At 74.4% G+C, this 21,639-nt stretch carries 18 protein-coding genes and 1 pseudogene; 9 read left to right on the top strand and 10 right to left on the bottom strand.

What is annotated here, in order from left to right; genetic code table 11:
- Positions 1 to 6: 6 nt before the first annotated feature.
- The gene (gene helR / locus AB0F81_RS29105; protein ID WP_360202300.1) at positions 7 to 2,157 is read right to left on the bottom strand and encodes an RNA polymerase recycling motor ATPase HelR; all 2,151 of its coding nucleotides are present in this window, start codon (positions 2,155 to 2,157) and stop codon (positions 7 to 9) included.
- Between the two features lie 224 nt (positions 2,158 to 2,381).
- On the opposite strand from helR, the gene AB0F81_RS29100 reads away from it, so the two are divergent.
- The 5 genes from AB0F81_RS29100 (at position 2,382) to AB0F81_RS29080 (ending at position 6,950) form a co-directional block, all read left to right on the top strand.
- Positions 2,382 to 3,551, top strand: a complete 1,170-nt coding sequence (locus AB0F81_RS29100) for a DUF418 domain-containing protein (RefSeq protein ID WP_360202299.1) — start codon at positions 2,382 to 2,384, stop codon at positions 3,549 to 3,551.
- A gap of 4 nt (positions 3,552 to 3,555) precedes the next feature.
- Positions 3,556 to 4,704, top strand: a complete 1,149-nt coding sequence (locus AB0F81_RS29095) for a sensor histidine kinase (protein WP_360202297.1) — start codon at positions 3,556 to 3,558, stop codon at positions 4,702 to 4,704.
- The gene (locus AB0F81_RS29090; protein WP_360202295.1) at positions 4,701 to 5,330 is read left to right on the top strand and encodes a response regulator transcription factor; all 630 of its coding nucleotides are present in this window, start codon (positions 4,701 to 4,703) and stop codon (positions 5,328 to 5,330) included. The genes AB0F81_RS29095 and AB0F81_RS29090 overlap by 4 nt, the downstream gene beginning before the upstream one ends.
- Before the next feature lie 64 nt (positions 5,331 to 5,394).
- Positions 5,395 to 5,766, top strand: coding sequence for a YciI family protein (locus tag AB0F81_RS29085; protein WP_360202293.1), 372 nt, complete (start codon positions 5,395 to 5,397; stop codon positions 5,764 to 5,766).
- Complete coding sequence (locus AB0F81_RS29080; protein ID WP_360202291.1) at positions 5,754 to 6,950, top strand: DUF6596 domain-containing protein; 1,197 nt, start codon at positions 5,754 to 5,756, stop codon at positions 6,948 to 6,950. Before AB0F81_RS29085 ends, AB0F81_RS29080 begins: the two co-directional genes overlap by 13 nt.
- A 124-nt stretch (positions 6,951 to 7,074) precedes the next feature.
- Here the strand turns inward: AB0F81_RS29080 and AB0F81_RS29075 are convergent, their stop codons facing one another.
- Both AB0F81_RS29075 and AB0F81_RS29070 read right to left on the bottom strand, forming a co-directional pair.
- Entirely contained in the window at positions 7,075 to 7,935 is an 861-nt protein-coding gene (locus AB0F81_RS29075; protein ID WP_360202290.1) for a pentapeptide repeat-containing protein, read from the bottom strand.
- Positions 7,936 to 7,940: 5 nt separating this feature from the next.
- On the bottom strand, positions 7,941 to 8,387 hold the full coding sequence (locus AB0F81_RS29070; protein ID WP_360202289.1) for a hypothetical protein: 447 nt from the start codon (positions 8,385 to 8,387) through the stop codon (positions 7,941 to 7,943).
- A gap of 60 nt (positions 8,388 to 8,447) precedes the next feature.
- Between AB0F81_RS29070 and AB0F81_RS29065 the strand changes: the two genes are divergently transcribed.
- A complete protein-coding gene (locus tag AB0F81_RS29065; RefSeq protein WP_360202288.1) occupies positions 8,448 to 9,227 on the top strand; it encodes a hypothetical protein in 780 nt (259 codons plus the stop codon).
- Positions 9,211 to 9,762: a hypothetical protein gene (locus tag AB0F81_RS29060; RefSeq protein WP_360202286.1), complete on the top strand. Its 552-nt coding sequence runs from the start codon at positions 9,211 to 9,213 to the stop codon at positions 9,760 to 9,762. The genes AB0F81_RS29065 and AB0F81_RS29060 overlap by 17 nt, the downstream gene beginning before the upstream one ends.
- Positions 9,763 to 9,765: 3 nt before the next feature.
- Here the strand turns inward: AB0F81_RS29060 and AB0F81_RS29055 are convergent, their stop codons facing one another.
- On the bottom strand, positions 9,766 to 13,104 hold the full coding sequence (locus AB0F81_RS29055; protein ID WP_360202284.1) for a trypsin-like peptidase domain-containing protein: 3,339 nt from the start codon (positions 13,102 to 13,104) through the stop codon (positions 9,766 to 9,768).
- A gap of 48 nt (positions 13,105 to 13,152) precedes the next feature.
- On the opposite strand from AB0F81_RS29055, the gene AB0F81_RS29050 reads away from it, so the two are divergent.
- Positions 13,153 to 16,266 carry a BTAD domain-containing putative transcriptional regulator gene (locus AB0F81_RS29050; protein ID WP_360202283.1) on the top strand — a complete coding sequence of 1,038 codons (3,114 nt, stop codon included), beginning with the start codon at positions 13,153 to 13,155 and terminating at the stop codon, positions 16,264 to 16,266.
- On the opposite strand, the gene AB0F81_RS29045 is transcribed toward AB0F81_RS29050, so the two are convergent.
- From AB0F81_RS29045 to AB0F81_RS29030, 4 genes are read right to left on the bottom strand one after another with little or no spacing between them, the layout of a single operon-like run.
- Positions 16,208 to 16,990, bottom strand: coding sequence for an ABC transporter permease (locus AB0F81_RS29045; protein ID WP_360202281.1), 783 nt, complete (start codon positions 16,988 to 16,990; stop codon positions 16,208 to 16,210). The two genes, AB0F81_RS29050 and AB0F81_RS29045, sit on opposite strands and share 59 nt — an antisense overlap.
- Entirely contained in the window at positions 16,987 to 17,943 is a 957-nt protein-coding gene (locus AB0F81_RS29040; RefSeq protein WP_360202279.1) for an ATP-binding cassette domain-containing protein, read from the bottom strand. Before AB0F81_RS29040 ends, AB0F81_RS29045 begins: the two co-directional genes overlap by 4 nt.
- A gap of 47 nt (positions 17,944 to 17,990) precedes the next feature.
- Positions 17,991 to 18,662, bottom strand: coding sequence for a response regulator transcription factor (locus tag AB0F81_RS29035; protein ID WP_360202331.1), 672 nt, complete (start codon positions 18,660 to 18,662; stop codon positions 17,991 to 17,993).
- Positions 18,659 to 19,897 carry a histidine kinase gene (locus AB0F81_RS29030; RefSeq protein WP_360202278.1) on the bottom strand — a complete coding sequence of 413 codons (1,239 nt, stop codon included), beginning with the start codon at positions 19,895 to 19,897 and terminating at the stop codon, positions 18,659 to 18,661. The genes AB0F81_RS29035 and AB0F81_RS29030 overlap by 4 nt, the downstream gene beginning before the upstream one ends.
- A gap of 147 nt (positions 19,898 to 20,044) precedes the next feature.
- Here AB0F81_RS29030 and AB0F81_RS29025 point away from each other — a divergent pair, with 147 nt between their 5' ends.
- A complete protein-coding gene (locus tag AB0F81_RS29025; RefSeq protein ID WP_360202276.1) occupies positions 20,045 to 20,653 on the top strand; it encodes a phosphatase PAP2 family protein in 609 nt (202 codons plus the stop codon).
- Here the strand turns inward: AB0F81_RS29025 and AB0F81_RS29020 are convergent.
- Positions 20,571 to 21,221 (bottom strand): response regulator transcription factor, encoded by a 651-nt coding sequence (locus tag AB0F81_RS29020; protein ID WP_360202275.1) that lies wholly within the window; start codon positions 21,219 to 21,221, stop codon positions 20,571 to 20,573. The genes AB0F81_RS29025 and AB0F81_RS29020 overlap by 83 nt on opposite strands.
- A pseudogene (locus AB0F81_RS29015) lies at positions 21,218 to 21,639 on the bottom strand (hypothetical protein); the annotation flags it as partial. The gene AB0F81_RS29020 and the pseudogene AB0F81_RS29015, both read right to left, overlap by 4 nt.

Below are 21,639 nucleotides of genomic sequence, written 5' to 3'. Positions count from 1 at the left end.
CCCGGGTCACGAGCTGCGCAGGATCACCAGCTTCTGGGTGGCCCGGGTCATCGCCACATAGCGGTCGACCGCGCCCTCGATGCCGTCGCCGAACGTCTCCGGGTCGACCAGGACGACCAGGTCGAACTCCAGGCCCTTGGACAGTTCCGGGGTCAGCGAGCGCACCCGGGCGGGCGGCTCGAAACCGGGCAGGCCGATGACGCAGGCGACCCCCTCGGCGTGGTCGGCGAGCCAGCCGTCCAGGATCGTGGTCAGGTCCGTCAGGTGACCGTGCCCGACCGGGACGCCGCTGGCGCGGATCGAGGTGGGCACGTTGGCGTCCGGCAGCGCGGCCCGGATCACCGGCTCGGCCTCCGCCATGACCTCGGCCGGCGTGCGGTAGTTGATGGTCAGCGACGCCAGGCCGATCCGGTCGAAGCCGACCCGTTCCAGCCGTTCCTGCCAGGTCTCGGTGAACCCGTGCCGGGCCTGGGCGCGGTCACCGACGATGGTGAAGCTGCGCGACGGGCACCGCAGCAGCAGCATCTGCCATTCCGCGTCGGTCAGCTCCTGCGCCTCGTCCACCACGATGTGCGCGAACGGTCCGGCCAGCCGGTCCGGGCCGTCGCCGGTGGCCGGTGCGACGCCGTCGGCCAGGACGTCGCGCAGGTCCTGCTGGCGCAGCATGGTCATCAGGCCCTCGCCGTCGTCGTGCACGGCGGACGCGATCAGATCGTCGACGACCCGCGACATCTGCTCGCCCCCCTCGGCCTGCGCGGCCTCGTCGCGGCGGCGCCGTTCGGCGGCCTCCGGGTCACCGAGCCGCTGCCGGGCCGCGTCCAGCAGCGGCAGGTCGGCGACCGTCCACGCCCGGGCGTCGGCGCGCTGCAGCAGGCGGACCTCGTCGGCGCTGAGCCACGGCGCGCACTTGCGCAGGTAGGCCGGAACGGACCACAGGTCACCCACCAGGTCGGGCGCTTCGAGCAGCGGCCAGGCCCGGTTGACGGCGGTACGCAGTTCCCGGCTGCGGCGCAGCACCCGCTCGTTGATCTCGTGCCGCTCCGCCAGGATCGCCACCAGCTCCGCCCAGATCTGATCGCGTGCCTCGTTGTGCGGGGTGCCCGGCTCGACCGCCTCGAACGCCGCGGCCCAGTCGCCGGCGCTCACCCGCACGTCGCCGTCCTCGGTGGCGGCCGTCATGCCCTTGGCCGGCGGCTCCTCGTAGAAGCGGACCGCCGCCTCGACCGCGCCGACCATGGCCGCCGACGCTTTCAGCGCCGCCACTCGCGGGTCGGCCTCGGCCGCTGCCGCGGCGCCCTCCGGCAGCAGATCCCGCAGCGTGCAGGTCTGCACGTCCTCCTCACCCAGGCTCGGCAGGACATCACTGACGTACGCCAGGTACGGCTCGTGCGGCCCGACGAACAGCACCCCGCCGCGCCGGTGCCCGAGCCGCGGGTCGGAGTAGAGCAGGTACGCGGTGCGGTGCAGGGCGACGACCGTCTTGCCGGTGCCCGGACCGCCGTCGACGACCAGCGCGCCCCGCGACCCGGCCCGGATGATCGCGTCCTGGTCGGCCTGGATGGTGCCGAGCACGTCGCGCATCCGGTTCGACCGGGAGCCGCCCAGGGTGGCGATGAACGCGGACTGGTCGTCGAGCGCCGCCCGGTGCCCCTCGAATCCCTCGTCGGTGAACACCTCGTCCCAGTAGTCGGTGATCCGGCCGCCGCTCCACCGGTAGCGGCGGCGGCTGGTCAGCCCCATCGGGTCGGCGTGGGTGGCGCCGAAGAACGGTTCGGCCGCGGGGGAGCGCCAGTCGAGCAGCAGCCGGCGGCCGCTGCTGTCGGTGAGCCCCTGCCGGCCGATGTACACCGGCTCGGAGCCGTCCGCCCGGTCGATGCGCCCCAGGCACAGGTCCACGCCGAACCGGCTCAGCATCCGCAGCCGCCCGGTCAGCCGGCGTACCTCGTCGTCGCGGTCCACCGCCTGCCGCCCCTTGCCGGCCGGCGCCCGGCGCGCGGCTTCGAGGCGCTCGTTCAGCTCCGCCAGCCGTTCGTCAAGGCTCGCGGCGATCGCCGCGAAGTGCTGCTCGTCGGCCGCGATCAGCGCCGGCGCCGCCTTGGCGGCGAGGCGCCCGGGAAGATCGAACATGCTGGTGTCGAGGTGTCGCAAAGGGCCCATGAGCAGCGATTTTGCGCCCTCACCCGGGTCTTGCGGCAAGCCCCCGGGTGGGATATACCTTAGAAAGGGCAGGGGAGTGGTGCGCCCACTCCGCTCCAGCGCGAAGCTGTCGAGGCCGCCTCTCTCATCAACCGATCGGTGGATTCGCGCTGGGCGGCGGTGGATCCCGCCGGGCCGGTGGATCGGTCGATTCGCGGGCCGGCGCGCGCCGACAGGCTGAAGCCATGGCACTCACAGACGCAACCGCCCTGGCCGGGCCGGTTCGCAGCGGGGACCGGGCGCTCGCCCCCGACCTCGCCCGCGGGCTGATGCTGGCCCTCATCGCGCTCGCCAACTCGGTGGTCTACCTCTACGGCCGCGAGTACGGCGTCCGGCAGCACATCGTCGAGCACGGCATGCTGGACCGGATCGTCAGCACGCTCATGGTGACCCTGGTGGACGCCCGCGCCTACCCGATGTTCGCCGCCCTGTTCGCCTACGGCATCGTGCAGATCTTCCGGCGGCAGACCGCGGCCGGGCTGTCCGAACCGGAGACGAAGCGGCTGCTGCGGCGCCGCAGCCGGTGGCTCATCGCGTTCGGCTTCGTGCACGTGCTGCTGCTGTTCCCCGGTGACATCCTCGGCCTGTACGGCGTCACCGGCCTCATCCTGCTCTCCCTGACCCGGGTCTCCGACCGCAGACTGCTGATCGCCGCGGCCCTGTGGCTGGTCGTGGTGGCGTTCGTCCAGGGCGCCGCCTTCATGGCCCCGCCGACCCCCGAGCGCACCTTCTTCTGGTCGTTCGAGACCGCCGACCCGGTCAGGGCGGCGCTGCTGCGCCCGCTGGAGTGGCTGATGACCCCGTTCGGTGTCATCGGTGTCGGCAGCGCCGTGCTGGTCGGCACCTGGGCGGCGCGCCGCGGCATCCTCGCCGACCCGGCCGCGCACCGTCCGCTGCTGACCCGTACGGCGGTCGTCGGCCTGGCCGTCGCGGTGGCCGGCGGGCTGCCGATGGGCCTGGCCGTCGGCCACTTCTGGGAGCCGGCGACGACCCTGCAGATGTGGGGCATCTCCGCGCTGCACGCGGTCACCGGGGTCGCCGGCGGTCTGGGCTACGCCGCGCTGATCGGCCTGCTGGCGCTGCGCCTCGACCGGCGCAACCCGGTGACCCGGGCGCTGGCCGCCACCGGCGAACGGTCGCTGACCTTCTACCTGTTCCAGTCGGTGGTGTTCGTGGCGCTGTTCATCCCGTACACGCTGGGGTTGGGGGAGACCCTCGGGACCGCCGCGACCGCGGCGATCGCCCTGGCCACCTGGCTGGTCTCGGTCGTGATCGCCGACCTGCTGCGGCGGGCCGGGAAGCGCGGGCCGGCCGAGGCGCTGCTGCGCCGGCTCACCTACCGACCGGCACACTGACGGGGTGACGTCGGTGGAGGAACAGCTGGGCCGGCAACGGGAACACCGGTGGAACCAGGCGTGGGCCCTCGTGCCGTACGCGTTGCTGCTGATCGCCTGCCCGGTGGCGCTCGCCACCGAGCCGGGCGGTTGGCGGGCCCACGCGGTCACGCTCGCCGTGGCCGGCGTGACGGTCGTCTGGCACTGGTGGTTCATCCTGGCCCACCCCGACTGGTGGGAGCGCCGGGCCTGGACGATGGCCGGCTATTACGCGGGACTGCTCGTCCTCACCGGGCTCCTGCTGCTGCGCAGCGACGCGTTCCAGCTGTTCGTCCCGGCCTGTTACGTGCTCACCTTCGTGGCGCTGCCCGGCTGGTACGCGTACCTCGGCCTGCTGGCCGCCAACGTGCCGCCGCTGGTCGTCGGCGGCCTGGACCCGGGTGACCTGCTGATCGCCTTCGGGGTGGCGACGCCGTTCGCGGCGCTGATCGGCACCATGGTGCGGCTGATGGAGCGCGAGGCGATCCGGCGGCGGGAGCTGCTCGCCGAGAACGCCCGGCTGGCGAGGGAGGCCGGCGTGGCGGAGGAGCGGGCGCGGCTGGCGCGGGAGATCCACGACACCGTGGCGCAGGGGCTGACCGGGATCGTCACCCAGCTCGAAGCGGTCGGCGAGCTGCCGTCCTCGGCGCGCGGCCGGGTGGAGACCGCCCGGAACCTGGCCCGGACCAGCCTCGCCGAGGTGCGCCGGTCGATCGAGGCGCTGCGGCCCGGGCCGCTGCAGGACGCGCGGCTCGGCGACGCGATCCGGCAGGCGGTGACCACCTGGAGCGAGCAGTACGACGTGGACACCCGATTCACCGTCACCGGCACCCCGCTGCCGGCGCACTCCGAGGTGGAGGTGACCGTGCTGCGGGCGGCCCAGGAGGCGCTGGCCAACGTCGGCCGGCACGCCCGGGCGGGCCGGGTGGATGTCACCCTGTCGTACATGGAGGATGTGATCGTGCTGGACGTGCGCGACGACGGGGCCGGGTTCGCCGGGACCCCGGACGGTTTCGGGCTCACCGCGCTGCGCCAGCGGGTCGCCGCGCTCGCCGGCTCGGTGGACATCGAGTCGGCGCCGGGCGCGGGCACCGCGGTCAGCGTCACGGTGCCGGTCATCGAGGAGGAGCGATGACGCTGCGACTCGTGGTCGTCGACGACCACCCGGTGGTCCGCGACGGGCTGCGCGGCATGCTCGGCACCCAGCCCGACTTCGAGGTGGCCGGTGAGGCGGCCACCGGCCTGGAGGCGCTGACCGTCGTCGAGGCGGTCCGGCCGGACGTGGTGCTGACCGATCTGCGCCTGCCCGAGCCGAGCGGCGGCACCCTGATCCGGTTGCTGCTGGAGCGCCTGCCGGGCGTACGGGTGCTGGTCCTCACCACCCACGACACCGACTCGGACGTGCTGCCCGCGGTGGAGGCCGGCGCGATCGGCTACCTGCTCAAGGACGCGCCGCGCGAGGAGCTGTTCCGTGCGGTGCGGGCCGCCGCCCGCGGTGAGACGGTGCTCTCCCCGACGGTCGCCACCCTGCTGCTGTCCCGGGTGCGGCCGGCCCGCCCGCTGACCGAGGCGCAGCTGAGCAGCCGGGAACGCGAGGTGCTGGCGCTGGTCGCGCAGGGCCGCACGAACCGGGAGACGGCGGCGGCGCTGTTCATCAGCGAGGCCACCGTCAAGACGCACCTGCTGCACATCTACGCCAAGCTGGAGGTGCCCGACCGGGCCGCCGCGGTGTCCGCCGCCCATCGCCGGGGACTGCTGTGACGATTCGGCGCCGGCCCGATCGTCATGGCGGTAGACAGCGCATCCGCGACGAGAGGACGACACCATGCGTTACGCACTGCTCATGCATCACCAGGAGCCCGGCGACGGCGAGCTGAGCCCGGAGGTGATCGCCGAGGCGCAGCGGGCCTTCGGCGTCTACGCCCGCGCGCTCTCCGAGGCCGGGGTGCTGATCTCGGCGGACGTGCTCCAGCCGACCGAGGGGACCACCACGGTCACCCACCGCGACGGCGCGCTGCGGGTGCAGGACGGCCCGTTCGCCGAGACGAAGGAAGCCCTCGCCGGGGTCTTCCTGCTGGAGGTGCCGGACCTGGACGCGGCCGTGAGCTGGGCCGGCAAGTGCCCGGGCGCCCAGTGGGGCACCGTCGAGGTCCGGCCGGTCGCCACCTCGTACCTCGACGGCGGATGGACCAGCTGACCGGCGCCGCGGCCCTGGCCGCCCGGGACAGTTACGGGCGGCTGCTGGCCCTGCTCTCCGCGGCGACGAACGACCTCGCCGCCGCGGAGGACGCCCTGGCCGACGCGTTCGAGCGGGCCGTGCGGACCTGGCCGGAGCAGGGCGTCCCGGCCAACCCGGACGCCTGGCTGCTGACCGTGGCCCGCAACCGGCTGCGCGACTGGTGGAAGTCCGCCTCGGTGCAGCGGACCGTCGCCCTCGACACCGAGCAGCACGCTCCGGCGCACCTCGACGACCTGGACGTCGACGCGATCCCGGACCGGCGGCTGGAGCTGATGCTGGTCTGCGCGAACCCGGCGATCGACCGGGCCGTGCACACCCCGCTGATGCTCAACACCGTCCTCGGGTTCACCGCCGAACAGGTCGGCCGCGCCTTCTCGATGCCGGCCTCGACGATGGCCACCCGCCTGGTCCGGGCGAAACGCCGGATCAAGGCGGCCCGCATCCCGTTCCGCGTCCCGGACCGGGCGGACCTGCCGGACCGGATGACCGCGGTCCTGGAAGCCGTCTACGGCGCCTACGTCATCGACTGGTCCGGCGAGGCGCTGCACCTGGCCGAGCTGCTCACCACGCTGCGCCCGGACGACCCGGAGGCACACGGCCTGGCCGCCCTGATCCAGCTGTCCGCGGCGCGGGCCGGGGCCCGCATCGACGCCGGCGGCCGTTTCGTACCCCTGCCGGAGCAGGACCCGGCCCGCTGGGACCAGCGGCTGATCAGCCGCGCCCACGACCACCTGCGGGCCGCGCACGCCCGCGGCAGCCTGGGCCGCTACCAGCTGGAGGCCGCCATCCAGGCGGTGCACTGCGCCCGCTCGCGGACCGGCACCACGAACTGGGCGTCCCTGCTCGACCTGCACCGCCTGCTGCAGCAGCTCGCGCCCTCCCTCGGCGGCGCGGTCGCGCTCGCCGCCGTCACCGCCGAGACCGACGGCCCCGAGGCCGGCCTCGCCCTGCTCGACGACCTCACGGCCGCCGCCGGCGAGCCGGCCCGCCGCTTCCAGCCGGCCCAGGCCGCCCGCGCCCACCTGCTGGACCGGCTCGGCCGCGGCCCGGAGGCCGCAGCCGCCTACGACGAGGCCATCACCTTCACCCCCGACCAGGCCGAACGCCGCTACCTCCAGCAGCGCCGCCAGGCACTCCCATAACCCCTTTTTCGTACGCGTTCTCCACAGCCCGGTGCCAGCCGCGCGATCACCCGCCCACTCCCGGCCGCCCGGCGACCGCCGGGCTGATGCGGTGGGCGCGGTCAGAACTCAGGGCTGCGGCGGGTCAGTCGGGCTGGAGGTGGCCCTGGCAGGTGTTGTTGTTCTCCTCGCTCAGGGAGCCGTCCGGGCAGGTGGTGCGGGACCAGGTCACCTTGACCAGGGACGCGCCCGTCAGGTCGGCGCCGGTGAGGTCCGCGCCGGTCAGGTCGGCGCCGTCGAGTTTGGCGTTGCGCAGGTCGGCGTCGCGCAGGAAGGCGCCGGACAGTTTCGCGTTGCGCAGGTCCGCGGTGACCGTCTTGGCGGGTGGGTTGGCGGCCCAGGCGAACGCCACCACACCGGTCGCCGCGAGCAGGGTCGCCACCAGCAGGCGGCGCAGGCAGCGTTCGAAGGTGGCCTTGAGCGCCTCGTGGGAGGCGACGTCCTCGACCGCCTCGATGCGCCGGTCCATCGACTCGATGCGGTCGCGCAGGCGTGGGTCGGCGCCCGGTTTGCCGAGCTGGGCGACCATGCCGGCGCGGCGGCTGATCAGCTCGCCGGGGCTCGACGTGCCCTGCAGGAACTTGGGCCGGCGTCGCAGGAACGCGATCACCGGGCGCAGCTGCGGGGTGGGCGTGTCCCAGTTCTCGGCCAGGTCGGAGATGAGCACCTGCACCGGCAGCAGCACCCGGACCGCGGCGGCGATCGCGAACACCACGGCGGCCAGGGCGAGCAGCGCGCCGGCGGCGGCCACCCAGAGCCGGACGGTGGCGAGGCTGGTGGGCCAGCCGACGTCGAGCCGGCCGATGCTGGACAGCTGGCTGCCGGCGATCAGCGCGGCGCCGACCCCGGCCGCGCTGGCGATCAGCCATTTCGCGGTGTCGCGGATGCGCTGGTTGGCCAGGACGAGCGGCGGTTGCTCCGGCTCGGGCGCGACGGACGCGGTCATCGCGGTCATCCGGACGCGGCCGGGCGGGTCACCACGATCGGCGGCAGGTCGTCGTCGCCGATGTCCGGCAGCCGGGGGACGGCCTGCACGTCGCGGAACCCGACGTCGCCGACCCCGTCCATCCGCTCGGTGAGCGGCCGGTCGATGCGCACCGGCCGGCCGTAGTAGGCGAGCACCGCGCCGATCTCGCCGAGCGAGAGCAGCGCTTCGGCGTCCACGGTCGGGCCGGCTGTCACCTGTTCGGCGGAATAGCCCAGCACCAGAGCGTCCTCGGTGAGCACGGCGCCGAACAGGGGCGCCACGAACGGGGTGTCGCGGTCGGCGGGGAACGCCACCATCAGCGGCTGCCTGGCGCCGTGAGCGACGTAGACGGTGCCGACGCGGCCGAGCGGCTTGCCGTCGGCGGAGCGGACCTGGGTCGACTGTAGACGGCCGGCGTCGGAAACTTGCATGGTCACCTTCCGCTCTGGACTGGTTACGATGACTGCGTCGCCGCTTGCCGAGGAGCTTACTTGTCCGGGCCGTCGCAGGACTCCCCGCTGGTGCGGGTGGGGGAGACGAGCGGCTTCACCAATCCGATCCTCTACATCGAGGAGTTGCAGCGGCTCCCGCTGAACCGGTCACGGGTGCCCGCTCCCGGCACGGCCCTGGTGTTCCGCACCCGGGCCGGGCGGCTGCGGGTGCCGGCGGGCGGTTACACGGCCGGGGAGATGTGGCTGCTCGGGCCGCGTACCGGGTATCGGGTCGACACCGCCCCGCACGGTTTCCGGGCGTCGTTCGAGATCGGGACGGCGCTGGTCGCCGACGTCGAGGGGTGCTGGCTGGTGACCGACCCGGCGGCGGTGGTCGCCCACCGGATCAGCGACCTGGAGTACGCGTGCACCACCGAGCTGCGCGACCGGATCGTGGCCGCGCTGGAGCCGAAGGCGGAGACCGCCGGCGAGGTGTACGAACGGGTCACCGCCGCGCTCGCCGGCGGGGTGACCGTGCCCGGCGGCATCCGGCTGGACGACCTGCGCGCCGACGTGGCCGCCGTCGACGTCCTCACCGGCGAGCGGGTGATCCAGGTGCTGGTCGGCGACGACGAGGAGGCCGATCCGGGCGATCCCGGCGGCGCCGACCCGGCGCAGCTGGTGCAGGAGCTGGCCGACCTGGCCCGGCAGGCACTCGCCGAGCACGGCGCCGGCGGTGCGGCGGGCCGCGCCCTGATCCGTTTCCAGGAGCTGGTCACCCGGATGGGCGACGTTCTGCCGCCCGGCGACGAGCGGTCCGGCGATGACCGCCGGCGATGACCTGTTCGGCCTGGCCGACCGCCTGCTGGCCTGGCTGCCGGGCGCCCTCGGCTGGCTGCCGGCCGGGCTTCCCGGCTATCTGGTGGTGCCGGTCGTCGTGGTCGTGCTGCTGGTGACGCCCCGTGTCGTGGTGCACCGGGTGCTGCCGTGGATCGGGCACTATCTCGTGGTGCCGGCGGTCGCCGTGGTCTCCGCCGTGGTGGTGACCGTGACGCTCGCCGTCGACGTGCTGCTGGCCCGGTTGTTCCGGTTGTTCAGCCTGCCGTTGACCGCGGCGCACCACGCGATCGGTGACTGGGCGATCACCGGTGGGCGTGGGGTGCGCGGTGCGGCGCGGCTGCGGGTGGGGCAGCTCGGCTGGTGGCTGGCCGGGTTCAACTCGACGCTGCTGATGCTGGCCGGCGCCGCGGTCGTCTTCTTCTGGAACCGGGGCTACTGCGCGCGGGAGCCGGCGGTGGGCTGCGCCGATCCGGTGAGTACCTGGTGGCACGCCACCCTCGCGGTGTTGCCCGAGATCCGGGTGCCGTGGGCGTGACCCTCAGTCGGCGGTGCGCTCCAGCCGGATCAGCGCCGGGAGGGTCGCCCGCCGGGCGAGGCAGTCAGCGCGGTCCCGCAGCGACGCGCCGGGTGTGTGCGCCAGGGCGGTCAGCATCTCGTACGCCTCGGCCCGGGTGCGCTTGCGCGAGCCGTACGCCTGGGCTGCGATGGCCCGCAACCGGACCGGCAGGCCGGCGTCGTCGGCCAGCGCTCGCGTCTCGTCGCTGTCGATGCGGCTGAGCAGCTCGGCGAGCAGGGCGCGCCGTTCCCGCGCCGGCGCACCCGGGTCGCGCAGCCGCCGCGACAGCAGCGCGGTCACGTCGTCGGTCCGGTCCAGCACCAGCCGGCCGTACTCGGTGAGCAGCAGGAGGCGGCGCTGCCACGGTTCCAGCGGGTCGACGGCGAGCTGCTGGACGGCCTGCCAGGCCAGCGGTTCCCAGGGCGACGGGACCGGCTCGCCGCCGAGCCGTTCGGAGGGACGGGCCAGCCAGGTGACCAGCCCGGTGCGGGAGTCCCAGCTGATCGGCCGGGTCCGGATGAACCGTCCGACGGCCGAGGCCGCGAGGCGCGAGCCCGGCGCCCAGGCGGCCGGTTCGAAAGCCAGGGCCGTCCAGCTCTCGACCGGGTTCGGTCCCAGCGAGACGGCCCGCCAGGTCTGCTCGTCGAGTTCGTCGCCCGGGTCGAGCTCGCCTACTGCCTGACGGGAGTCGTACTCCGTGCGGTACAGGTCCAGCAGCAGCATGGCCTCGGAGCGTTCGGTGTCGGTCCGGTGGGTGTCGAGGGCACGCCGCAGCAGCGCGGCGGCCGCCGCCGGCGCCTCGCCGGCCTGGCGCACCAGTTCCATCGCACTCATCCGGATGTGCAGCTCGCCGACCGTCTCCACGTACTGCACGAGGCGCTGCAGCGCATGCCGCCGCTCGTGCCGCGGCCCCGTGTCGGCGATGACGAACAGCGCCCACAACCGCTCCGGGGCGTCCAGGTCGGCGTCGTAGGCCAGCCGGGTCAGCTCGGTGAGCCCGACCTCGTGGTCCGCCGGGTTCTCGCTGGTGATCAGGACCCGGGTGGCCTCGACCCGCTTGCCGATGGAGAGCCGGTCGTCGACGACCAGCCGGACCACCCGGGCGGCGTCGCGGGTGCGCTGCAGGATGGCCCGCAGCACCTCGCCGACGGGCGGCATCACCCAGGCGTCGTCCACCTCGCGCACCGCGGTCTCGGCGAGGTCGATGATCTCGTCGGCGCCGCCGGCGGCCAGCACCCCGCCGTCCTGGATCATCACGGCCGCCTGGCGCAGGTGCGGGTACTCCCGTTCGGCGCCCGGCGCCATCAGCGCCTCGATCACCCGCCGGGTGTCGTTGCCGGCGTCACCCCAGGCGGCCAGGGTGAACAGGCCGAGACTGTCCGGCCCGGTGTGCCGGACCCGCTCCAGCCAGGCGTCCGGGTCGAACTCGCCGACCAGCACCAGCGAGGCCAGGTATTCGGCGAAGCTCTGGTGGATGAAGACCAGGTCGTCGCCGTAGACCGCGACCAGCCCGGTGTCGACGAGCAGGTCGCGCATGTGCTCGACGGTGACGCCGAGCGGCGGCCGCCGGTAGCGTTCGCGCAGCCACTGCGCCAGCGCGTCGGTGAGCCGCCGGCCGTGCCGCAGGTATTGCACCGCGAGGAAGCTCAGGCAGGCCAGCCGGTCCTCGAGCATCTGCTCGCCGAAGGCCTCCGCCTGCTGGCCGAGCGGGGCGAGCTGCTCGCGCAGGGCGCTGCGCACGCCGAGCCGCTGCACGCGCAGGGTGAGCAGCACCCGGACGAAGGTCTCGTAGAGCCCGGCCCGGTCCAGCGGGAGCGGCAGGCTGGGTTTCTCCTCGTAGACGATCGCGGCGATGGTCGCCAGCAGCGGCACCTCGACCAGCGACGCCAGCCCGGCGGTGGAGATCGCGTCGAGGAAGTCGGCGGGTTCGACCGGGGACTGCTCGCCGACCGACGGGCGGAACCAGTTGCCGGCGAACTGGCGCACCGCCTCCCAGTCGAACGGGCGCAGGTCGTACTCGCCGAGGCGTTTGGTGCGGTCGCTGCCGGTCAGGCTGGCCCGCAGCCGGGCGAACTCGCGGTCCTCCAGCGGGCGGCTGGCCACCACGAACCGGGTGGTGGAGCCGTACCGGCCGACCCGGAAGCCGAGGACGTCGACCAGTTCGCGGCGGACCGCGCGGTCGAGCACCTCGTCGAGGCCGTCGACCAGGATCAGCCAGTCGGCGCCCGGCGCCGGTGGCTGTTTGAAGTGTTCCGCGGTGAGCATGACGTCGAGGCGGCCGCCCAGGTCGTTGTTGACGGCGCGGGCGAGCGAGGCGTACCAGGGCCCGCCGCCGAGCAGGTCCTGGGCCGCGGCGCGGACCGCGACCACCCGGCCCAGCGGCGGCTCGGCGGTGGCGTCCGGGTCGCGCAGCCACCAGTCGGCGGAGGCCGCCACCAGCTGCTGGATGAGCGTGCTCTTCCCGCCGCCGGCGCTGCCGACGATCAGCGCGTTGCGGTGCCGGTGCAGCAGCTCGACCGGGCTGATCACCAGCGACCGTCGGGTGCTGGACCGGGTGCGCTGCTCGACGTAGACACTGGACAGTGGCGGCGGATCGCGCCGGGTCAGCGTCGCCACCCGGTACGGATACCGCTTGGCGACCTCGCGCTGCGCGGTGAGCAGCATGTGCAGCGGGCTGCCCGCCCGGGGCCGCTCCAGCGCCGGCAGGTCCCGCATGTGCGCCCGCAGCAGCCGCTTGTGCAGCCGGAACGACCGCTTGATCTCCCACGACGGAATCAGATAGGCGCTGTTGCCCTGGGCCAGCTTGCCGGACTTGAGCATGCCGCGCACGTTCTCCGAGCCGTCGGTGTCCACCACCGGCGACCCGCTCATGCCCGGCACGATGTGCGCGTCGCTGAGCAGCTGGTAGCGGTCCGACTCGCCGAGCACCGGAACCCGGCGGCGTTCCAGCGCCACCCGGCCGGCCGGGTTCACCGTGCTGAACCCCTCGATCCACAGCGCTTCCAGGTCGCGGCCGAGCGCGGAGGTGTCCAGGAACGCGGACGGGTTGTCCAGCGTCTGCACGCCGATGAACGCCACGTCCGGCCCGGGGTAGTAGCGCTCCCCGGAGCGGGTCGGCGGGTCCTTCACCAGCACCCGGCCCGGCAGGTCCGGCCCGGACCAGCCGATCACCACCTGCTCGTCGTGCTCGACCACGTGCGCGCAGGTCACCACGGTCCGGGCGGCCACGAAGAAGCCGGTGCCGCGGAAGTCGCCGTCCACCGACCAGATCTTGACGAGAGTGGGGCTGGGCGGCGCGAGCCCGGCCTCCGGACCGCCCATGCGGACTCCTTCCGGCTGACCAGTAGAGAGTATCGATACGCTGGGGCGGTGACCCCCGATCTGGTCCTGCTCTCTCGGGTGTCCTTCCGCGGCCGGGAGATCACCGGCGCGCGGTTGTGCGGCCTGCTCGCCCTGCTCGCCGGTGATCTGCGCACCGGCTGCGGCGTGGGCCGGCTGGTCCAGGGGCTGTGGCCGGACGAGCAGCCGGCGAACCCGGCGAAGGCGCTGCAGATTCTCGTGTGGCGGGCCCGGTCGCAGCTCGGCGCCGACGTCATCGTCCGGACCCCGGCCGGTTACCGGCTGGCGCTGGCCGAGGAGCAGGTGGACGCCGCGGCGGTGCTGGTCCGGGCTGAGCAGGCCGCCGCTTGTGCGCGGGCCGGCGACCATGCCGGCGCGCTCACGCACGCCGACGCAGGCCTGGCGCTCTGGGACGCTGCGGCGCCCGGCGACGCCGGTACCGATCCGGTCACCGAGCTGCGGGCACGGCGCCGGATCAACCACCACCATCTGGTACGGGCCCGCGCGCTCGCTCTCTCCCGTCTGGGCCGGCCGGCCGAGGCGGTGGACCTGCTGGCCGCCCTGGCCGCCGACTCGCCCCGCGACGAGGAGCTGCTGGTCGAGCTGCTGCGCTGTGAGGCCGCGACGGCCGGCCCGGCGGCCGCGCTGGCCCGCTACGAGGCCTACCGCCGGGTCCTGCGCGAGGAGCTGGGCGCCGATCCGGGCCCGGCGGCGCAGGCCGAGCACCGCCGGCTGCTGCGCGGCGCCGCGCCGGCCGTCCGGCAGGGCGTGACCTACGAACCCAACCCGCTGCTCGGCCGCGACGACGACATCGCCGCCGTGGAGGCGCTGCTGCGCACCTCCCGGGTGACCTCGATCGTCGGCACCGGCGGCCTGGGCAAGACCCGCCTCGCCAACGCCGTCGCGCGCCGCGCCGACCTGCCGGCCGTCGCGGTGGTGCCGCTCGCCGGCCTGTCCACCGCGGAGGACGTGGCCGCGCTGGGCCTGGCCGAGCAGCGCGAGCTGTCCCTGCTGGTGCTGGACAACTGCGAGCATCTGCTGCCCGGCCTCGCCGGCGTGGTGCACGAGCTGGTGGCGGGCACCCCCGACCTGCGGATCCTCACCACCAGCCGGTCGCCGCTGGGTCTGTCGTCGGAGGCGGTCCACCAGCTGCCCGAGCTGAGCCTGCCGTCCTGCGCGGAGCTGTTCCGGCAGCGGGCGCGGGCGGCCCGCCCCGGTGTCGAGCTGCCCGAGGCGGACGTGGCCGAGGTGTGCCGGCATCTCGACGGGCTTCCGCTGGCGGTCGAGCTGGCCGCCGCGCGGGTGCGGACCATGTCGGTGGCGGAGATTGCCCGGCGGCTCGACGACCGGTTCGGGCTGCTGCGCGGCGGCGCCCGGGACGCGCCGGAGCGTCACCACACCCTGCACGCGGTGGTCGACTGGAGCTGGAACCTGCTGGATCCGGCGGGCCGGGCGGCGATGCGGGCGCTGTCGGTGTTTCCCGGCGGGTTCACCGCGGAGGCCGCGCACCGGGTCCTCGGGGCCGATCCGCTGGCCGTGCTGGAACAGCTCGCCGACCAGTCGCTGCTCCGGGTGATCGACACTCCGGCCGGCACCCGGCTGCGGATGCTGGAGACGGTTCGCGAGTTCAGCGCCGCGCGCCTGGCGGAGGCGGGGGAGAGCGGCGCGGTGACGACCGCGTTCCTCGGGTGGGCGCGGGAGTTCGGTGCGTTGCACCACGACGCGGTGTTCGGCTCCGACCCGTACGGCCCGGTCGCCGCGATCCGCGCCGAGCAGGACAACCTGCTCCAGGCGCTGCGCCTGGCCCTGGTCCGCGACGACCGGCCGGCCGTCGCCGCGGTCACCGCCGTGCTCGGCGGCCTGTGGAGCCTGGAGTCGAACGGCCCCCGGCTGGCCGGCCTGTTCCGGCAGACCTCCTGGCCGCTGTCGCACTACCGGCCGGAACCCGGCCTGGTCGAGGCCACCCGGACCGCCCTGACCGCGGCCGTGCTGTACACGTTCGGTTTCGAGGGGCCACGCCCGGTCCGGGCGCTGGTCGCGTTGCGCCGGCTGGGCCCGGCCGCACCGGACACGGTCGTCCGGGCGCTCGGCGTGGTGATCGCCGCGCTCGGCGACCCGGACGCGCTGCGGCGGCTGTGCGACAGCACCGGGCCGCTGCCCGCCGGTGTCGCGAACATGCTGGCCAGCCACCGCTGGGAGGCCGCCGGCGACCTGGACGCGGCGCTGACGGCGGCCCGCCGGGCCCTGGTCCGGTTCACCGACCGGGACCTGCCGTGGCTGCGCGCCCTGGCCCACGGCCGGATCGCCGAACTGCTGCTGCAGCTGGAGCAGGGCGGCGCGGCCCGCGAGCACCTGCTCGCTACGCTGCCGCTGGTCCAGCGGCTCGGCGCCCGGGTCGACGCGGTCGGCATCCGGGCCTGGCTGGTGCTGGCCAGTCTGCAGACCGGCGACACCGCCGAGGCCGAGCGGTGGCTGAACGGGCTCGCGCAGGTCACCCTCACCGAGGAGCAGGCCGAATCGGCGGGCTACGACCTGGCCATCGGCGGCGAGGTGCTGCTGGCCCGCGGCGAGGTGGAGGCCGGCCTGCGGCTGTGGCGCCGGGTGGCCGAGCGGGCCGGGGCTGCGGGCAACACCGCCGGTGTGCCGCCGGAACTCGACCCCTGGCCGGACGAGTCCCGGTCGGTGGCCGTGGTGGCGCACGCCCGCCACGACCGGCTCGACCTGGTCGCCGACGTGGCCGCCGCGCTGCCCGGGCGGCTGGCCCATCTGCTGGCGCATCCGCTGGTCAACCCGCCGCCGTACCTGGTGGAGCCGGCGATCTGCGGCACGCTGCTGCTGGCGACGGGGATGGCGGGACTGGCCCGGGCCCGAGCCGCCGGTGGGCCGGAGCGGACCCGGGTGGCGGTCCGGATGATCGCGCTGGCCGAACGCTTCCGGTGGCTGCGTAACTTCCAGCCGACGATGTCGACGGTGGCGGCCCGCGCCGACGCGGAGCGCGCCGACCGGGCCGCCTATCGGGAGGCCGCTTCCGCCTACGCCGGTTTGGACCGGGAAGCACTGCGCGAGGCGGCCCTGGAACTGCTGGTCAGCGGGTGCGGTCCCGGTTGTACAGCCGCTTCGCCCAGCCGTACCCGATCAATGTGATGACCGCGCACCAGCCTGCCGCGAGTGCCCCGCTGTCGCCGATCGGCGTGCCGAGCAGCAGGCCGCGCAACGTCTCCATGATCGGCGTGAACGGCTGGTGCTCGGCGAACCATCGCAGCCCGGCCGGCATCGAGTCGGTGGGCACGAACCCGCTGCCGAAGAACGGCAACAGCAGCAGCGGCATCGGCAGGTTGCTCGCCGACTCGACGGTCTTCGCGGCCAGGCCCAGCGCGACGGCCAGCCAGACCAGCGCGAACGAGGTGCCGGCGAGCAGCGCGGCGACGGCCAGCCACTCGAGCGGGGTGGCGCTCGGCCGGAAACCGACCAGCACGGCCACCCCGAGCACCACGGCCAGGCTGAACAGGTTGTGCAGCACGCTGCCCAGCACGTGGCCGGTCAGCACCGACACCCGGGCGATCGCCATGGTCCGGAACCGGGCGATGATGCCCTCGGTCATGTCCATCGCCACCGAGATCGCGGTGCCCTGGATCGACCCGGCGACCGCGACGAGCAGGATGCCGGGCGTCACGTAGTTGACGTAGGCGGCCCGCCCGCCGGACCCGCCGAGGCCGTTGCCGAGCGTGTCACCGAGCACGTAGACGAACATCAACAGAAAGATCACCGGTACGGCGAGCAGCATCAGCGTCACCGTCCAGGCCCGGGTCATGTGCCGCAGCTGCCGGCGCAGCATCGTCGCCGAGTCACGCACCGCCATGGTCGTCATGCCCTCACCCGCTCCGGGCCGGCGCCGGTGACGGCGAAGAACACGTCGTCGAGGTCGGGGGTGCGGACCGCCAGGGCGGCCACCTCGATCCCGGCGGCGTCGAGCCGGTCGAGCAGCGCCTTGAGCGAGCGCACCCCGCCGTCGCCGGGCACCCGCAGCGCCAGCGGCTCACCGCCCGGATCCGGGTCGGCCGCCAGCAGTGCTCTCGCCGTGGCCAGCGCGTGCTCGTCGGGGAAGGTCAGCTCCACGTGCCCGCCGGGCACCCGCCGCTTCAGCTCGGCCGGGGTGCCCTCGGCGACCAGCCGGCCGTGGTCGAGCAGGGCGATCCGGTCGGCGAGCTGGTCCGCCTCCTCCAGGTATTGCGTGGTCAGGAAGATCGTCACGCCGCGGCCGGCCAGGTCCCGGACGATCTGCCACATGTCGCGCCGGCTGCGCGGGTCCAGGCCGGTGGTCGGCTCGTCCAGGAAGATCACCCGGGGGTCGCCGATCAGGCCCATCGCCAGGTCGAGCCGGCGCCGCATGCCGCCGGAGTAGACCGCGGCGGGCTGTCGTGCCGCCTCGCCGAGGCCGAAGCGGTCCAGCAGGTCCGCGGCGCGGCGCCGGCCCTCGGCCCGGTCCAGGTGGTGCAGGGCGGCCATCAGCAGCAGGTTCTCCTCGCCGGTCAGGTAGCTGTCGACCGCCGAGAACTGGCCGGTGACGCCGATCGCCGCGCGTACCCGGTCCGGTTCGCGGGCCACGTCGTGGCCGCACACGCGTGCCTCGCCGGCGTCCGCGGTGATCAGGGTGGACAGGATCTGGACCATGATGGTCTTGCCGGCCCCGTTCGGGCCGAGCAGGGAGAAGATCGTGCCTTGCGGCACGTGCAGGTCGATGCCGTCGAGCACCAGCTTGTCGCCGTACGACCGGCGCAGGCCGGCGACCGCGATGGCCGGCCCGGTCGAGTTGTTCGTCATGCCCCGACCGTGCCGCCGGGCCGGCTCACCGCGGTTTCACACCGGTTTCACCCTCGCCCTTGAGGGCCGGTTTCGCCCTCGCCCTTGAGGTAGGTCAGCACGGCCAGCACGCGCCGGTTCGTGCTGTCGTCCGGCGGCAGGTCCAGCTTGGCCAGGATGCTGCCGACGTGCTTGACCACCGCCGCCTCGGAGAGCACCAGGATCCGGGCGATGGCCGCGTTCGAGTGTCCCTGCGCGACCAGCCCCAGCACCTCCCGCTCGCGCGGCGACAGCCGGGTCACCGGATCGCGGTGGCGGCCGAGCAGGCGGCGGACCACCTCCGGGTCGATGACGGTGCCGCCGTCCACCACCCGGCGCAGCGCGGCGACGAAGTCGCTGACGTCCACCACCCGGTCCTTGAGCAGGTAGCCGACCCGGCGGCCGTCACCGGAGGCGAGCAGGTCGGCGGCGTACCCGTGCTGCACGTACTGGCTGAGCGCGACCACGGCCAGGCCGGGATCGTCGCGGCGCAGGCGCACGGCGGCGCGCAGGCCCTCGTCGGAGAAGCCGGGCGGCATGCGGATGTCGGTGACGACCAGGTCGGGGCGGTGCTCGGCGACGGCTCGCAGCAGCTCCCCGGCGTCGCCGACGGCGGCCACCACGTGGAACCCGAAGCGTTCCAGCAGGCCGGCCAGGCCCTCGCGCAGCAGCACGCCGTCCTCGGCGAGGACCACGTTCAGCACGGGAGCTCCACCCGTACGACGGTAGGGCCGCCGGCCGGGCTGGCCAGCAGCATCCGGCCGCCGGCCACCGCGACCCGGTCGGCGAGACCGGTCAGGCCGCTGCCGCGAGCGGGGTCGGCGCCGCCGCGCCCGTCGTCGGTGATCTCGACGGTGAGCAGGCCGTCGCGCTCCCGCGCGGTCACCGTGCCGCGCGTCGCGCCGCTGTGCTTGGCCAGGTTGGCCAGCGCCTCGGCCACCACGAAGTACGCGGCGGTCTCCAGATGTTCCGGCAGTCGGCGCGGCAGGTCGGCGTCCACACTCACCGGCACCGGCGCGTCCGCCGCGAGATCACGCAAACCGGCGGCCAGCCCGAGGTCGGTGAGCAGCTGCGGGCGGATGCCGTGGATCAGCTCCCGCAACTCGCCCATCAGCTCCTTGGCCTGCCGGTGTGCGGTGTCCACCGCGGTGGCCGCCGGCGTCTCCGCCGGCAGGTCGATCCTGGCCAGGCCCAGCTGCAGGGTCAGGCCGACGAGTTTCTGCTGCGCGCCGTCGTGCAGGTCGCGTTCGATGCGCCGGCGTTCGGCCTCGAAGGCGCCGGCCAGCCGGGCCCGGGACCGGGACACCTCGACGAGTTCGGCGCGCAACTCCTCGGTGGCGGCCGTGTGCAGCAGCGCGCGGGCCACGGCGGCGTGCGCCCCGGCGGTGGCGGCCACCAGATAGGGCACGGCCGGCAGGGCGAGCAGGGCGCCGATCGCGTACGGCACCGCCTGCCCCACCGAGTCGATGGTGACCACCCCGAACGTGATCGGCCCACCGTCCACCAGCAGCGGGCTGAACAGGCAGACCCCGAGCAGCAGCAGGGCGACGAACAGCGCCGCGTAGACCACCGGCACCGCCGTCACCAGCACCACCGCGTAGCCGAGCCGCCGCCCCGGCGACCGCCCGGCGAGCATCGGCCGGTCGTCGACCAGCCGCAGCCGGTGGGCCTCGACGATCGGCAGGGGCCGGGCGGCCAGCGGCCCCAGCAGCGCCAGCGACGCCGCCCCGGACAGGAACAGCAGCAGCGCGGTCACCGGGTCGGCGTCGCCGGTGAACAGCCGGCGCAGCAGCACCAGCCACGGCGCGGCCAGCACGCCGAACGGCACCCCGGCCGCGACGGCCAGCGGCACCGTGCTGAGCACGAAGACGAGCGACCGCCACGGCCAGGCGGTGAGAAGGAATCGACGGGACCGGATGATCGAAAGGACGGTCACAGGGCCACGGTAACGGTGCGGTGACACCGGCCCCAGACGTCCAGACGGAGGCCGCAGGTATGGCTGGCCCTACCCCTGACTTTCGTCAGGGGCGGGTCCTTACCGACGCCGGATGTTCGCGGCGGCCCCGGAAACGAGGCTGTGAGCATGAGCAACGAGATCGAGAACGTGCCGGACGTCGCCGGTGAGTGGTACCGCGACATCGTCGAGTTCGCCGCCGGCACCCCGGGGTTCGTCCAGAGCTTCCTGGCCCACTTCACCGAGCTGGGCGTGGTGCTGCTCGCCGGGATCTGGGCGCTGCTGTGGTGGCGCACCCGCCGTACGCCGGTCCCCGCCACCGCCGGCGCCGCCGGTGTCGTGCTGGCCTACGGGCTCAGCGAGTGGGCGAAGACCTACCTGGACGCGGAACGGCCCTGCCGCACCTTCGCCGACCTGACGATCGTCGCGAGCGAGTGCCCGCCGACCGGCGACTGGTCGTTCCCCAGCAACCACGCCACGGTCGCCGGCGCGCTGGCGGTCGCGATCCTGCTGGTCTCACCGCGGCTCGGCCTGCTCGCCGTACCGGTGGCCGCGCTGGTCGCGTTCTCCCGGGTGTTCGTCGGCGTGCACTACCCGCACGACGTGGTGGCTGGTTTCCTGCTCGGCGCCGTGGTCACGGCCGTCGTGGTGGTGCTCAGTCGGTCAGTCCGGCCTGGTAGGCGAGCAGCGCGGCCTGCACCCGATTCCGCAGTCCGAGCCGGGTCAGGATCGCGCTGACGTGGGCTTTGACGGTGCCCTCGACGAGATGCAGCCGGGCGGCGATCTCGGCGTTGGACAGTCCTGACCCGACCAGCCGCAGCACGTCCTGTTCGCGCTCGGTGAGCGCGGCGATCCGCTCGCGGGCCTGCGCGCCGCGGGTCAGGTGCCCGCCGTCGTAGTGGGTGATGACCCGGCGCGCGACCTTCGGCGACAGGTAGGCGCCGCCGTCGGCCAGCGCGCGCACCCCGGCGATCAGCTCCCGCGGGTCGCCGGTCTTGAGCACGAAGCCGCTGGCCCCCTCGGCGAGGGCCCGGGCGATGTACTCGTCCTCGGAGAACGTGGTCAGCATCAGCACCGCGGTCTCCGGCACCACCCGGCGGATCTCGGCCGCGGCCTGCAGGCCGTCCATGCCGGGCATCCGGATGTCCAGCAGGGCGACGTCCGGCCGGTGCAGGCGCACCTGTTCCACCGCCTCCCGGCCGTCCGGCGCCTCGGCCACCACCTCGATGGCCGGTTCGGCGGCGAGGACCGCGCGGACCCCCGCCCGGATCAGCGCCTCGTCGTCGGCGAGCAGCACCCGGATCACACGTTCTCCTTCACCGTGGGCGGCAGGACGTCCTTGGCGACCAGCCGCCCGTCCCGGAAGCAGAGCCGGTACACGTCGAACGGCGCCGGCACGAAACCGGCCGCCGACCGGTAGTACTCGCAGGTGCTGCCGGCCGGTGGCGGCGGGCCGGTCTCGCGGCGCTCCGGGACCTGCCGCCGGGGGAGCAGCCCGGCGACCTCGTCGCGGCTCGCGCCCAGCGCCAGGTCGCGGAACCTCTCCGGGGGCAGGTGCGAGGTGCGGCTGTCGTGGGCGTACAGGCCCATCAGGGTGCCGATCAGCGCGGTCACCAGCAGCGCGGGCACGGTCAGCGCGAGAACCAGGCCGCGCCGGGCCCGGCCGCGCCTCCAGGGCGGGGTGGAAGGGCTGCACACCGTACGGCAGGACCTTGGCCGCGTTG

It is taken from the genome of Actinoplanes sp. NPDC024001 (assembly GCF_040638955.1).
GTDB lineage: Bacteria > Actinomycetota > Actinomycetes > Mycobacteriales > Micromonosporaceae > Actinoplanes.
This window is presented reverse-complemented; position numbering and strand designations above follow the sequence as displayed.